Origin of the sequence: Rhodococcus sp. PvR099, from assembly GCF_017833315.1 — a bacterium.
GTDB classification, from domain to species: domain Bacteria; phylum Actinomycetota; class Actinomycetes; order Mycobacteriales; family Mycobacteriaceae; genus Rhodococcus_G; species Rhodococcus_G oryzae.
Window position 1 is genome coordinate 4,914,019 of the sequence record NZ_JAFIBV010000001.1, and the last position, 12,563, is coordinate 4,926,581.

Annotated in this window: 14 protein-coding genes; 10 read left to right on the forward strand and 4 right to left on the reverse strand. The window is 70.4% G+C overall.

Going from position 1 to position 12,563, the window contains the following annotated elements:
• Positions 1 to 6: 6 nt before the first annotated feature.
• Both JOE46_RS22830 and JOE46_RS22835 read right to left on the reverse strand, forming a co-directional pair.
• Positions 7 to 510: a DUF2505 domain-containing protein gene (locus tag JOE46_RS22830; protein WP_097210225.1), complete on the reverse strand. Its 504-nt coding sequence runs from the start codon at positions 508 to 510 to the stop codon at positions 7 to 9.
• A 50-nt stretch (positions 511 to 560) separates the two neighbouring features.
• Positions 561 to 1,064, reverse strand: a complete 504-nt coding sequence (locus tag JOE46_RS22835) for a DUF2505 domain-containing protein (RefSeq protein WP_097210226.1) — start codon at positions 1,062 to 1,064, stop codon at positions 561 to 563.
• Positions 1,065 to 1,088: 24 nt separating this feature from the next.
• Between JOE46_RS22835 and JOE46_RS22840 the strand changes: the two genes are divergently transcribed.
• Together JOE46_RS22840 and JOE46_RS22845 are read left to right on the forward strand one after the other, a co-directional pair.
• Positions 1,089 to 2,177 carry a UDP-N-acetylmuramate dehydrogenase gene (locus JOE46_RS22840; RefSeq protein WP_269588550.1) on the forward strand — a complete coding sequence of 363 codons (1,089 nt, stop codon included), beginning with the start codon at positions 1,089 to 1,091 and terminating at the stop codon, positions 2,175 to 2,177.
• 129 nt (positions 2,178 to 2,306) lie between these two features.
• Complete coding sequence (locus JOE46_RS22845; RefSeq protein WP_374102925.1) at positions 2,307 to 3,470, forward strand: Ig-like domain-containing protein; 1,164 nt, start codon at positions 2,307 to 2,309, stop codon at positions 3,468 to 3,470.
• Here JOE46_RS22845 and JOE46_RS22850 read toward each other — a convergent pair.
• On the reverse strand, positions 3,463 to 4,368 hold the full coding sequence (locus JOE46_RS22850; RefSeq protein WP_097210228.1) for a LysR family transcriptional regulator: 906 nt from the start codon (positions 4,366 to 4,368) through the stop codon (positions 3,463 to 3,465). The two genes, JOE46_RS22845 and JOE46_RS22850, sit on opposite strands and share 8 nt — an antisense overlap.
• Positions 4,369 to 4,440: 72 nt before the next feature.
• Between JOE46_RS22850 and dapA the strand changes: the two genes are divergently transcribed.
• From dapA to JOE46_RS22890, 8 genes are all read left to right on the forward strand, one after another.
• A complete protein-coding gene (dapA, locus tag JOE46_RS22855; RefSeq protein ID WP_209928586.1) occupies positions 4,441 to 5,337 on the forward strand; it encodes a 4-hydroxy-tetrahydrodipicolinate synthase in 897 nt (298 codons plus the stop codon).
• An 86-nt stretch (positions 5,338 to 5,423) separates the two neighbouring features.
• The gene (locus tag JOE46_RS22860; protein ID WP_179800441.1) at positions 5,424 to 5,918 is read left to right on the forward strand and encodes a YbaB/EbfC family nucleoid-associated protein; all 495 of its coding nucleotides are present in this window, start codon (positions 5,424 to 5,426) and stop codon (positions 5,916 to 5,918) included.
• Positions 5,915 to 6,229 (forward strand): WXG100 family type VII secretion target, encoded by a 315-nt coding sequence (locus tag JOE46_RS22865; protein WP_209928588.1) that lies wholly within the window; start codon positions 5,915 to 5,917, stop codon positions 6,227 to 6,229. The genes JOE46_RS22860 and JOE46_RS22865 overlap by 4 nt, the downstream gene beginning before the upstream one ends.
• The gene (locus JOE46_RS22870) at positions 6,229 to 8,145 is read left to right on the forward strand and encodes a glycohydrolase toxin TNT-related protein (protein WP_209928589.1); all 1,917 of its coding nucleotides are present in this window, start codon (positions 6,229 to 6,231) and stop codon (positions 8,143 to 8,145) included. Before JOE46_RS22865 ends, JOE46_RS22870 begins: the two co-directional genes overlap by 1 nt.
• Position 8,146: 1 nt before the next feature.
• Complete coding sequence (locus JOE46_RS22875; RefSeq protein ID WP_146179112.1) at positions 8,147 to 8,398, forward strand: hypothetical protein; 252 nt, start codon at positions 8,147 to 8,149, stop codon at positions 8,396 to 8,398.
• Between the two features lie 589 nt (positions 8,399 to 8,987).
• On the forward strand, positions 8,988 to 10,484 hold the full coding sequence (locus tag JOE46_RS22880; RefSeq protein WP_209928590.1) for a PPE domain-containing protein: 1,497 nt from the start codon (positions 8,988 to 8,990) through the stop codon (positions 10,482 to 10,484).
• On the forward strand, positions 10,481 to 11,236 hold the full coding sequence (locus JOE46_RS22885) for an ESX secretion-associated protein EspG (protein ID WP_097210233.1): 756 nt from the start codon (positions 10,481 to 10,483) through the stop codon (positions 11,234 to 11,236). Before JOE46_RS22880 ends, JOE46_RS22885 begins: the two co-directional genes overlap by 4 nt.
• Complete coding sequence (locus tag JOE46_RS22890) at positions 11,233 to 11,541, forward strand: hypothetical protein (RefSeq protein WP_097210234.1); 309 nt, start codon at positions 11,233 to 11,235, stop codon at positions 11,539 to 11,541. Before JOE46_RS22885 ends, JOE46_RS22890 begins: the two co-directional genes overlap by 4 nt.
• Positions 11,542 to 11,543: 2 nt before the next feature.
• On the opposite strand, the gene JOE46_RS22895 is transcribed toward JOE46_RS22890, so the two are convergent.
• Positions 11,544 to 12,563, reverse strand: coding sequence for a DUF2804 domain-containing protein (locus JOE46_RS22895; RefSeq protein WP_209928591.1), 1,020 nt, complete (start codon positions 12,561 to 12,563; stop codon positions 11,544 to 11,546).

A 12,563-nucleotide genomic window follows, 5' to 3' on the forward strand; every position in this document is an offset into this window, starting at 1 on the left:
CCCGCGTCAGCTGTTGGCGGTGATCCACTCCTCGACGACTTCCTGGTCCTTCGCCAGGATGCCGAGGATCTGCTCGGACACCAGGCCCTCGATGGTGCCGCCGATCAGGCGCACGCTGACCTCGACGTCGCCCTCGACGGTCAGGGTGGAGCCCTCGGCGGTGTCGACCAGGGTCGCGGTGCCCGAGGCGTTGATCGGGATGCCGGTGGCGGTGGTGCTGAAGGTGCCCTCGGCCTTGCCGTCGGTCAGCGGGCCCCACACCTCGCCACGGGTGATGGACAGTTCGCCCTTGAGGATCTTGGAGACGACGCCCGGCAGCGCGGCCTTGTCGATGTCCTGGGCGAGGGCGACGTCGATGGTGCCCTCACCGGCGGTGAGGTGCGCGAGGGTGAGGCCCTTGTCTGCGCCCTGCTCGACGCGGTTGCGCCAGAATCCTTCGTCGGTGAGCGTGCGGTGGATCTCGGCGGCGGGGCGGGTGTAGTTGGCGGTGAACTCAATTCGGCGTGACATGCCCCGCAATTTACATTGGTATCACCCAGGTCACATCTGCCCCATCCGGATCAGCCGTTGGCGGCGATCCAGCCCTCGGTGAACCCGTGCTCGGCGTCGAGGAGTTCGACGACCTGCTCGGCGATGACGGCCTCGATCTTGCCGCCGATCAGCGGCAGCTTCACCTCGACCCGACCGTCGAGCGTGATGGCCGCGCCGGTGCCCGTGGGGGCAAGGGTGAGGGTGCCGGTGACCTCGCCGGGCAGCCCGTCGACCCGCGCGCTGAAGGTGCCGGTGGCGCGCCCGCCGTCCAGGGCGCCCCAGGTCTCGGTCCGGGTGATGATCAGGTCGCCGGGGCGGATCTTGGACACGATCGGGGGCAGGTGCTCGGCCGGGATGGCCTGCGCCATCTCCACGTCGATGGTGCCCTCGCCGGTGACGACATGACCCAGCTCGGCTCCCTCGCCGCCGACCTCGGCCAGGCGGTCGCGCCAGTACCGCTCGCTGGTCAGGGCCCGGTGCACCTGGTCGACGGGCTGCGGGTAGGACGCGGAATGCGGAATGCTGCGGGCCATGTCGGCAGGCTACCGTTTGACCCCGTGCAGGCATTGAGTGACATCGCGGCGGAGTTCGGTGCCGAGTTGAGTGAGGGCGTGCCGCTGTCGCGGTTCACCACGCTGCGGCTCGGCGGGCCCGGACGGGCGATGCTCACCTGCCGCGACACGGACGCGATCGTCGGAGTGGTGCGCGCGCTCGACGCGGCGGGCACCCCCACGCTCGTCCTCGGCGGCGGGTCCAACCTGGTGATCGCCGACGAGGGCGTCGACGCCGTCGTGGTGCGGGTGGCCAACGATGCGATCCGGCTCGGCCCCGACTCGGTGTTGGCGGAGGCGGGCGCCGTATGGGACGACGTCGTCGCGCGGACCGTCGAGGCGGGCCTCGGCGGCCTCGAGTGCCTGTCCGGGATCCCCGGGTCGGCGGGCGCGACGCCGGTGCAGAACGTCGGGGCCTACGGCGTGGAGGTCGGCACCCTGCTGCGGCGGGTGCAGCTGCTGGACCGCGCGACCGGTGAGGTGCGGTGGGTGACGCCGGACGAGCTCGGCCTCGGCTACCGGACCAGCGTGCTCAAGCACTCGGACGCGGCGCTGGCGCTGGCGCTGGAGCTGGACCTGCGCCCCGACGGACTGAGCGAGCCGCTGCGGTACCGGGAGCTGGCGCACGCCATGGGTGCCGAGGAGGGCGAACGCCGTCCGGCGGCGAAGGTCAGGGAGGTCGTCCTCGGTCTGCGTGCGGGCAAGGGCATGGTTCTCGACCCCGCCGACCACGACACCTGGAGCGCAGGCTCCTTCTTCACCAACCCGGTGCTCGCCGACGATCGGCTGCCCGCGGTGCTGACGGCCATCGCGGGGCGGCTCGGCGAGGACGTGCGGGTGCCGCAGTTCCCCGGCGACGCGGGCACCAAGCTGTCGGCCGGCTGGCTGATCGAGCGGGCCGGGTTCACCAAGGGGCACCCGGGAGCGGACGCGGCGGCGCGGCTGTCCACCAAGCACACGCTGGCCCTGACGAACCGGGGGAGCGCGTCGACCGAGGACCTGTTGGCGCTGGCCAGAGAGGTGCGGGACGGGGTGCAGGAGGCGTTCGGGGTCCGGCTCGAACCGGAGCCGGTGACCGTGGGCTGCACCATCTGACCAGGCCTTCCCCTGGCCTTTCCCAGGTCCAGCGGTCGGCGCGACGTGGGCCACATCATCTGCGCAGGTACCGTGGCCTGCGTGGTAATCCAGCGTGTTCGGACGAACAAGGTCCGCGGGTTCTCGTCGATAGCCGTGTTGCTCGCGGCGGTCGCGGTGCTCGCGGGCTGCACCATCGGCGGCGGGGGCGGTAACCCGGTGGCGGCGAGCGGGCCGGTCGCGGCGGTCACCCAGGTCCCCGCGGCGGGCGCCGAGGACGTCAGCCCGACGGCGCCGGTTTCCGTGACGGCGGCCCGCGGCACGCTGCAGGGGGTCGCGCTCACCAACGAGGCGGGCAGGCCCGTGCAGGGCGTGCTGTCCCCGGACAAGACCACCTTCACCGTCTCCGAGCCGCTCGGCTACGGCGCGCGCTACACCTGGTCCGGCGGGGCGGTCGGCTCCGACGGCAAGACCGTGCCGGTGGAGGGTTCGCTCACCACGGTGACCCCGCAGTCGACGACGTCCGCCAACACGAACATCGCGGACGGTCAGCAAGTCGGCATCGCGGCGCCGATCATCCTCAAGTTCAGCGACCACGTCGAGGACAAGGCGGCGGTGGAGAAGGCGCTGACCGTGACCACCAACCCGCCGACCCCCGGGTCGTGGGCCTGGCTGCCCGACGACAACGGGTCCCGCGCGCACTGGCGCCCGCAGAACTACTGGGCGCCCGGCACGACGGTGAACCTCGCGGCGAACCTGTACGGCGTCGACTACGGGGACGGGGCGTACGGCGCCGAGGACCTGAGCCTGAACTTCACCATCGGCCGCAGCCAGATCGTCAAGGCGGACGCCCCGAGCCACCGCATGCAGGTGGTGCGGGACGGCGCGACCGTGATGGACCTCCCGGTCAGCTACGGCGAGGGCAACGAGGACCGCAACGTGACCCGCAGCGGCGTCCACGTGGTCAGCGAGAAGCACGAGGACTTCCTCATGTCGAACCCGCCCTTCTACGAGAACGTCCGCGAGCGGTGGGCGGTGCGCATCTCCAACAACGGCGAGTTCATCCACGCCAACCCCGAGACCACCGGCGTGCAGGGCGCGGCCAACGTGACCAACGGCTGCATCAACCTCTCCCTGAGCGACGCCCAGGAGTACTTCGGCACCGCGCTGTACGGCGACCCGGTCGAGGTCACCGGGACCCGGATCCCGCTGTCCGCCGCGGACGGCGACATCTACGACTGGGCGGTCGACTGGGCCGCGTGGCAGGAGATGTCGGCGCTGCCCGCCGGTGGCGCGGCGGTTCCGGTCAGCTGACGTCGGCGCCTGGGAGCAGCTCGGCGACCACGGCTCGGATGGCCGGGCTCGCGTCGGCGCTGCGCCGCCACGCGGCCGAGACCTCGCGCATGGGCGGTGGTTGAAGGACGCGGGTGACGAGGTCGTCGCCGAGTGCGGGCCTGGCGAGGCGGGGAACCAGGGCGATGACCTCGCCCGCGGCGACCAGCGACAGCTGGGTCGCGAAGTCGTCGACGAGGTGGCGGACGTCTGGTTCACCGGGCTGGTCCGCGACCAGGCGTCGGAACCACTGGTGACACACGGTGCCGGGTGGACTGGTCACCCAGGCATGGGCGATGACGTCCGCGCTGGTCAGCGGTTGCCGGTCGGCGGCAAGCGGGTGGCTCCGGTGCATCACCAGGTCGCCGAGATCGGTGTGCAGATGCCGGTAGGTCAGCGATGACGGCAGCCGGGGCGAGAGCCCGTCGGCGTCGTGGATGATCGCCAGGTCCGCTGCGCCCGCCGCGACCGAGTGCAGCGCCTGGTCGGGGTCCTGCTCGGTGACCTGCAGGTGCAGGTCGGGCCACTCGGCTGCCAGGTCCGGCAGGTGCGGGGCCAGGAGTCCGCGGATGGCCGTGGAGAAGGCGGCCACCCGCAACACCCCGGTGGGGGTGCCGTCGGCGACGGAGCGGGCCGCTTCGGCGCAGCGTTCCAGGGACTGGAAGACCTCGGGGGCGGCGTCGAGTAGCGCCCGACCGGCCGGGGTCAGGACGACCCCGCGCCCGGCGGGCGCAAGCAGCGCGACACCGATCTGGCGTTCGAGGCGCTTGATCTGCTGGGAGACGGCCGAGGCGGTGTAGCCGAGCTCGTCCGCCGCGCTGGCGATGGTCCCGAGCACGGCGACCGATCGCAACGCGCTGAGAGACCCGACATCGATCATGAAGCCAGGCTACGCATTATTGGTAAAAAAGCATCGCTGGACCGATGGAAATGGGGTGGGCAGGATCGCCTCATGACCGATTCCCGTGAGACTGCCCAGGCGTTGTTCGGCTCGAACCTGGTCGCGATGGTGACCCCGATGCGGCCCGACGGCGCAGTCAGCGCGAAGGGGGTCGCGAGCCTGGTCGACCACCTCCTGGCCACCGGGTGCGACGGGATCGTCGTGGGCGGCACCGCGGGCGAGGTGCCCACATTGACCGAGGCCGAGATGGTCGACCTGGTGTCAGCGGTGGCCGACCGGGCCAGGGGCCGGGCACGGGTGATCGCGGGCGTCGGCACCTACGACACGGCCGCGAGCGTCGAGCGGGCGCGGCAGGCCGAGGCCGCAGGCGCCGACGCCCTGCTCGTCGTCTGTCCGTACTACTCCCGGCCGACCCAGGCCGGGGTCGTGGCCCACTGCCTGGCGGTCGCCGATGCCACCGACCTGCCTGTGATGCTCTACGACGTCCCGGCGCGGACCGGTATCTCGTTGGCGACGGACACGCTGATCGAGCTCGCCCGGCACCCGCGGATCCGGGCGGTGAAGGACGCCAAGGAGGACCTCTTCGACGCCATGACCGTCATGGCCGGCTCGTCGCTGGCCTACTACTGCGGCAGCGACGAACTCAACCTGCCCTACCTGTCGATCGGCGCCTGCGGCGTGGTCAGCGTCGTGGGCAACATCGTCGCCAACCGGAACGCGGAGCTGATCCGAGCCGTCCGGAGTGAAGACCTCGAATCCGCCCGGGACATCCAGCGGTCCCTGCTCGGCCTGACCGAGGCCGTGATGCGGACCTCGCAGGGCGCCATCATGGCCAAGGCGGCGCTGGCCGAACTGGGCATCATCCCGCACGCGACGGTCCGCATGCCCCTGCTCGAAACGCCCGCGCCGGACCTCGCGAAACTCCGAACAGCGCTCGCGGCGGTCTGATTCGAGGTGGAACCGAATCGGCCCGCGCCGCGTCTAGAAGGATGACGGGCCGAAGCTGCGGCCCTTGTGATTCGGTGGGGGTACGGGTGCGGGATCCGGGTGCGCGCGAGGAATTGCGCGCCCGCAACGAGGCGTTGCGGGTTCAGATCGACGGCATGCTCGAGGACCTGCACCGCCGGTCGGACCTGTTGTCCCGGGCGCAGTCCGAGGTCGCGGCCCTGCGGGTGGAGGCGCGGACGCCGGACGGACTGGCCACGGTCACCGTCGATTCGGCCGGAGCGGTCGTGGATGTCGACCTCGCACCGGAGGCGTTCGCGAGGTCCACGCCGTCCCGGCTGGGGGAGGCCATCGCCGCCACCGCCCGCGACGCGGCGGCGACCGCACGCCGCCGCGTGCAGGACCTGATGGCGCCGGTGTCGCAGGCCGACGTCGACCTCCCCGACCTGCCCGACCTGATCCCGGGTGCGCCGAGCCTGCGGAACCTGGTGCCGGCGGCGCCGGAGGTGGCTGTGGCCGACGGGGACTCGGAGGAATCCGGGTGGGAACCCGGAGCGTCCATCCTGCGCGGGGCCGACCAGTGAGCCGCCCGGTCTGGGTCGACCCGGACGGGCTGCGGTCCGCCGCACCGCGGTTCGAGGCGGTCGCGGACGCGCTGGACCGCACCCGGACCCAGCTGTCCGGCGCGCTGCAGGCCGAGGGCGCAAGCTGGGGCTCCGACGAGACCGGTGCGGCCTTCGCCGAGGGCTACGTGCCCGGCGCCGACTCGGCGGTGGACGGGCTGCTCAAGGTCGCCGAGGCGATGCGGGCGATCGCGGGCGCGGTCACCGAGACCGCGGACGCCTTCGACGGTTCGGATCGGGGATTCGCGGGCAGCCTCAGCGGACCGGCCTGATGGGGATCCAGATCCCGGGGTGGCTCCGCGGCGTCGCCTCGATCGCGGTGGGGGCGGACTGGCCGGCGGCCGACGAGACCTCCCTGCGCCGGTTGGCCGACGCCTGGGACTCGGCCTCGTCGGCGGTGGAACTGATCGCCCAGGACGGCGACGCCGCGATGGACAAGGCGCTGGCGGCCGTGCTCGGCGACGTCAACGCGGCGATGGCGCAGTACTGGGAGAACTTCGACGGTGCCGACGGGGCGTTCCTGTCGCTGGTCGCGCTGTGCGATCAGCTGTCCGAATCGTGCGACACCACCGCAACCGACGTCGAGTACGCGAAGCTGACGATCATCGCGGCGCTGGCGCTGCTGGCGGCCGAGCTTGCGGCGCTCGCCGCGGCGGCCATCCCGACCCTTGGCGCGAGCACCGCGGCGATCCCCGCCGCGCAGATCGCCACCCAGGTCGCGGTGCGGATGGTGGTGCGGCAGCTGATCATGAAGCTGCTCCAGCACGCCGCGGTGAGCGCGGCGCAGAATGTGTTGCTGGACGGCGCAATCCAGTCGCTGCAGATCCTGCAGGGCAACCGGGACCGGCTGGACACCGGCAGCCTGGCGTCCGGTGCGATCGAGGGCTTCGTCGAGGGCGCGGTCTCCGGCGGGGTGAGCCGGTTCGGCTCGGGGTCACCGCTCGGGCAGATCGGCACGGAGACGATAGCCGGGGCGGCCGGGTCAGCGGCCAGCGCGGCGGCGTCGGGTCAGGGTGTGTCCTGGCAGGACCTCGCGTCGGGCGCGATCGGCGGCGGCGTCGGGGCGGCGGGCGACGGGGACACCGCCACGCGTCCCACCTCGTCGGTCGACACGCCCCGCTTTTCGCCATTGGAGACGCCCGCGAGCACGGTGCCCAGTTCGGCCGACGCCGCGCCGCGCCCGGGTTCGGTCGCGGATGCGGCGTCGGCGGGGCCGGCCCCGCGCACCGGCGGATTGAACATGGGGATCACGGAACCGACGGCGGGCGGCGGGGTGGGATCCACTGCGACATCGCCCACGGCGAGGCCGGGTGGGTTGAACATGGGCACCGCCGTTCAGCAGTCGACAGAGGTAAGTCCGCATTCCGCATCGCCGGCCGGTCATGGACAGCCTCCATTCGACACGTCCGATGGACTGGACTCGCTGTCGGAAGATGCGGGGTTCGACGGTAGAAGCCCCACAGATCCTGAGCCTGCATTCGAGAGCTATCCACTTCCAGTCCAAGAGATCACCGCCCCAGATGACTATCTGGAATCGACCACGGGACATCCGCCCGCGGGGGTGATCGAGGCCGGAGAAGCCACCCTCGGTAATCATCCCCTGCTGCATTTGATCGATTCGAGTGAAATCGAGGCGGTTCATTCGCGGCAGGATCTCCAAGACCTGGTCCTCGAGAACCGGGGACTACTACAGTCGGATCCGCACGTTCAGGAATTGATCCCTGAGGACTGGAATCCATACGGCTCGTTGTTAACCCGGGATCAATGGCTTGAGGCGCACTGGCCCGGAGATGAGGATCATCCGCCAGGAACAAGGATAGACGCGTGGGGTACGCCGATGGTCGAGGGATGGCCGGATCCCGGCCTCCACCCCGATGGGTTTGAGTCACCCGATGAGAGGCGTCCGGTCGTCCTCCAACCCGGCGAGACGATGGACAGATTTGGGTCGCCATACGGGCGGTTCGCTTCGCCGCCGGGCGTGCCGTTTCCGGAGCGAGGCCTTCCCTTTACCTCGCTCGACCAGGGCTATCATCAGTATCAGGTTGTTCGGCCAATTCCGGTGTTCATGGGCCGGATCGCCGAAGCGATGGCGCAACCGGGTGGTGGAATCCAGTACCACACAACTCATTCGATCGTGGATCTGATCAACGCGGGTTACTTGAGAGAGGTAGTAAGTGAAGAGTTCTGAATTGATCGAAGCGCTCGAGTTGGCCGGTATACGTGTTCCGGTGGTGGTCAATGGGATGACCCATGACTCTTTCTCGGTTTCCGAAACGCCCGCCGGTCAGTGGGAAGTGTTCTACAGCGAACGCGGATCAAAGTATGACCGGAAGGTCTTCAATTCAGAGCACGATGCATGCCTGTACTTCTTCGATTCCCACGGCGGAGTGGATGCCGCAATATCCAGGCTGCGTGCTCTTTCCAAGCCTGATGCATTGTGACGAGAGGTTCGATTGCTTCCGACGAGACGGAGATTCGCGCGGGGGACCGCATGATTTCGTCTGAGCGGCGGCTGGTTGATCACGTGTGCTGACACGAGCAGGCGGTCGCCGATTTTGGGGCAGTTCGGGGAACTGGTGGGGGTAGAACGCCATACCGCAGTAGTGGTCGGACCAGTTTGGCCGTGCTGCCGGGTTTCGGTACGGATTTTCCCAGTAGACCACGGAACCGATTCGCTCCGTGGTGCGTCTATTCCAGGTAAGCCGTGAGAACTGGGCCGGGTGGGAAGTATCGCGCACACGGGGGTGGACGCGGGCTGCGAATGTGCGGCCTGCGGCGCATTGATACCCCTCGGGCCGGATTCGGAACGGTGGCCGGCGGGGCAGCTATGGAGGGGTGAGCTGCCTCGCCGGGTTTGTCGTGATCCGGATGGAACGGATGGGTGCGGTGCTGCGTCTATCTAGGGAGGACCGGTATCGGTCGGGACCAGTGGGGGAGTGTCGGTGCGGAAGAGGTTCGGGAGCCAGGTCGCCGTTGGCGCGGCCTGTGGTGCGTTGACCACGATGTTCAGCACGGCGAGGGGGATCTGAGATGTCGATTTTGCCGAGCCTGGACGAGCTGAAGGGGTCGATGGGCGACCTGGCCACGGGTGCCCTGGACGACCTGAGCGATCTGGCGCGCGACCCCGGAAACAAGATCATCGATGTGGTGTCCGGCTACGACATCGACGAGCGCGACCGCGTCGAGGATCGGCAGGAGGCCGGCAACACCGAGCGCTCCGAGCTCTACAGCCGGCAGGACGGTCTCAAGGCTGAGTTCGGTGGTGGCTACGAACCGCCGTCTGTGGTGCCCGACAGCTTCGATTCGATGTCGCACGAGGCCATCAAGTCCGCCGTCGACGCGATGAGTGCGGATCCGATCCGGGCGAGCGCCGAGGGCTGGGCGAAGATCGGATCCTCGCTCGGTGAGGGCCTCGCCGAGTTCAAGGACTTCATCTCGAAGGAGATCGACGGCAAGTGGGAGGGCGTCGCCGCCGAGGCCGCGGTGACGGCCACGGCGGCCTATGTCGCCGATTCCGACAAGCTGGCGGTGGCGGGCCAGCTGGTGGGGACCAAGGTGGCCGAGGCGGCGACCGGGATCTCGCAGGTCAAGGCGACCATGCCCGCCGTGGAGGCCATCTCCGCGCTCGAGTCACTCGTCAACGTCGCGCTGCCCTCGGTCGGGATGGTCAAGCAGCTGGTGCACGGCAAGGACGAGGCCCGCCAGCAGGCGATCCAGATCATGAAGACCGTATACACGCCGGTGATGCAGCAGGCCGACACCAACGTCCCGATCCTCCCGAAGCCAAAGAACGTGATAGACCGTGAGGGCGACGGCACGTTCTCGCCGCGCAGCGAAACGAACACCGGGGGACCGTCCGGCTACAACCCCTCCGGCTACACCGGACCGGGGGATGCCCCGGTCCCCCCGACGCGGCAGGGAGTCGGGAACGATCCGGCGCCCGGATCGCCAGGAGCCGACCCCTTCGACCCGAACGCGGGCGCGAACCCGCTGTCGCCGGACGGCGCCGCCTCCGGCACCGACGGCTCGAATTCGCCCTTCGCGCAGACCGATCCGTCCTCTGCCTGGACCGCTCCCGCGGCCGCAGGCGGTGCCGACGGGACCGGTAGCGGGCTCGGTTCCGGCACAGGTACCGGCAGCGGCACCGGATCCGGAGGCCACGGCGCGTCGGGCTCCGGCTCGGGGCTCGGCGCGGGTGCTGGGTCCGGCGCGTCCTACGGCGCGGGCGCGGGCGGAGGCCTTGGCGCGACCGGCGGGCTGGGTGGCTCCTCGCGTGGCCTCGGCGGCGGGATGGGCGTGCCGGGCGCGGCCGGTGGTGCGGCGGGCGCGGGTGGAGCCGGCGGTGGCACGGCGGGCGCCGCGGGCCGTCCTGGCGCGATGGGCGGCGGCATGGCGCCGGGTGGCGCCCGCGCCAACGGCGATGACGACACCGAGCACAAGACGCCCAGCTACCTCGTCAACGTCGACAACGGCAACGAACTGGTGGGCAGGCTCCCGAAGGTCGCGCCGCCGGTCATCGGCGGATGAGCGACGGTCGGTGGCGCCTGACCGCCCTCGAGTTCACGGTTCTGTGGGAGCGATTCGGCCGGGACCGCCTGCCCTACCCGTTCCAGTTCCGCGGCACCGCGGCCACGGAAGACGAGTTCCGGGCGGACCGGCGGGCGGCCGCGCAGAGCGTCGTCCCGATGCTCGACGAGCGCCTGTACGAGGCGTTGGTCGCGCTGGCCGAGCCGGTGGTCCGGATCGAGCTGTGCGGGTTTCGCGGCGCCGGGCTCGAGTCGATGATCAGGATGCACGCCGGTATCGGGCAGTCCGTCGCGGCCGTGGCCGTTCAGCTGCCGGGGCCTGACCTGCACGCGGGCGCCGACGTCCTGCTGGCATCCGCTCCCGTCGCGCAGGTGGGAACATTTGTGGCCCAATCGATCCCGGCCGTAGCCGCGGGTCGGCGTCGGGGCGTGTCGGTGCCCCGGTCGGTGGCGCCTGCGAGCGGCTCCCTCATGCAGTCGGCCAGCCGGGCACGCGGGAACGAGGAACGGGACGAGTTCTTCCGGCGCCCGCGCACGGGGCTGGGCGAGATCACGGTCTTCGCGGGCCCCGCCTACGACAACCGGCCGACCGGCGACGGACAGGGCTTCCACTGGATGGACTTCGCCGACGACGGGCGCTACCTCGTGCGGGGTTCCGACATCGTGAGCGCACTGCCCGCCCGCGGTGAGGACATCGCCGCCGAGGTGCAGCGGCTCGTCGGCGTCGCGCGCTCAGGGGCCGTCGGCCGATGAGACAGGTACGGCGCGAACAGGACCGGACCGAGACGGCCGTCGCGTCGCCGAGCTTCCGGGACCAGTTCATCTGCCTCGAACTGCGCTTCTCGCTGGGAATCGAGGAGACCACCGGGCGCCACTACCTGGCCATTCCCGCGGCCAACGGGGTCGCGGAGGCGGAGGAGTTCTACGAGATCGACGGGCCGACGCACGAGCGCTTCGCCGCCGACCCGGGCTCGGCGGCCGAGTTCGTCCGCCGCTGCCGGAACCGGGAGCTGGACGCCCTGCTGATCCTCGACCCGGGGCCGGGCCGCGGCGCCTGAGCTCACCAGCGGTTGCGGACCTCCTCCGCGAACCCGAGCAGGTTCGCGATCTCGATCGTGCTGCCGTCGTCGAGGACGACGTGACCACTGAATCGCCCGAACACCTGGTGCTGGATGGAGCGCAGGACCAAGAGATCGGTGCTGGCCGCCCTGTCGAGGATCGGCTCGAACGTCATCTCGAACCGGCGGTCGTTGCTGGTGAAGGTCCACGGTGCGCCGTCGAACGTGCCCGCCGGGAGGTGGAAGGTCACCTGGTCCAGCTTGTGCGCGCGACCGTCGACGAACACCATGTTCTCGGTGGCCGCGGAGGTGTCGCCGAAACCGTGACCGATGTTGAACCCGAACGGCTTTCCGCCGACGAGCCCGGACGCCGAGCCCCAGTACCAGGTGTTGTCGTAGGTCCAGACGCCGCGGCCCCAGTCGAACACGCCGAACGCCGACCCGGGGTCGAACGCGAACGAGTGCCCGCCGACCACGACCTCACCGCTCGCGGGAAGGCAAGTGATCTTCTGGTTGTAGTAGAAGGCCTTGGGGGCCTTGCGGAACGGCGTGGCGACAACCATCCGATCCATGGTGGGCTGGGACAGCAGGAGCTCACCGCTCAGCCCGCGCCCGCCGTCGAACCCCGGGTGATCGATCGCGAGCAACCGGCCACCCTCGGTGTGCCGGAACGAGATCCGCAGACCCTTGTGTGAGGCCAGCACGTCGCCGGCATCGGCGCTTGCGGGCAACGCCATCGAGCCCATCGGGAAGGGCAGCATCACGTTCTCGGTCACCTCGGCGCGCGCCCCGAGATCGAGCCACGAGACCCCGAGCAGGCCCATGTAGCCGTTGTCCGCGACCGTCAGCGCGAGACCGACGTCCTGCGTGAGCACGCAGTAGTAGTCCCACTCCTTGATCCGGAACCGGGGTGCGGCGACGGCTGCCCGGTCGTACCGGCGGACCTCGGACGTGGACCAGCCCGCCTCGGCGAGCCGGCCACGCTCGTCGAGCAGCGGGCCCGCGGTCAGCCGGTGCTGCAC

What these genes read in the sequence shown, in the direction of transcription:
- JOE46_RS22870 (WP_209928589.1), top strand. Translation starts at nt 6,229, where the DNA reads ATGGGGATCCAGATCCCGGGGTGGCTCCGCGGCGTCGCCTCGATCGCG.
- JOE46_RS22890 (WP_097210234.1), top strand. Translation starts at nt 11,233, where the DNA reads ATGAGACAGGTACGGCGCGAACAGGACCGGACCGAGACGGCCGTCGCG.
- JOE46_RS22850 (WP_097210228.1), bottom strand. Translation starts at nt 4,368, where the DNA reads ATGATCGATGTCGGGTCTCTCAGCGCGTTGCGATCGGTCGCCGTGCTC.
- JOE46_RS22830 (WP_097210225.1), bottom strand. Translation starts at nt 510, where the DNA reads ATGTCACGCCGAATTGAGTTCACCGCCAACTACACCCGCCCCGCCGCC.
- JOE46_RS22835 (WP_097210226.1), bottom strand. Translation starts at nt 1,064, where the DNA reads ATGGCCCGCAGCATTCCGCATTCCGCGTCCTACCCGCAGCCCGTCGAC.
- JOE46_RS22880 (WP_209928590.1), top strand. Translation starts at nt 8,988, where the DNA reads ATGTCGATTTTGCCGAGCCTGGACGAGCTGAAGGGGTCGATGGGCGAC.
- JOE46_RS22885 (WP_097210233.1), top strand. Translation starts at nt 10,481, where the DNA reads ATGAGCGACGGTCGGTGGCGCCTGACCGCCCTCGAGTTCACGGTTCTG.
- dapA (WP_209928586.1), top strand. Translation starts at nt 4,441, where the DNA reads ATGACCGATTCCCGTGAGACTGCCCAGGCGTTGTTCGGCTCGAACCTG.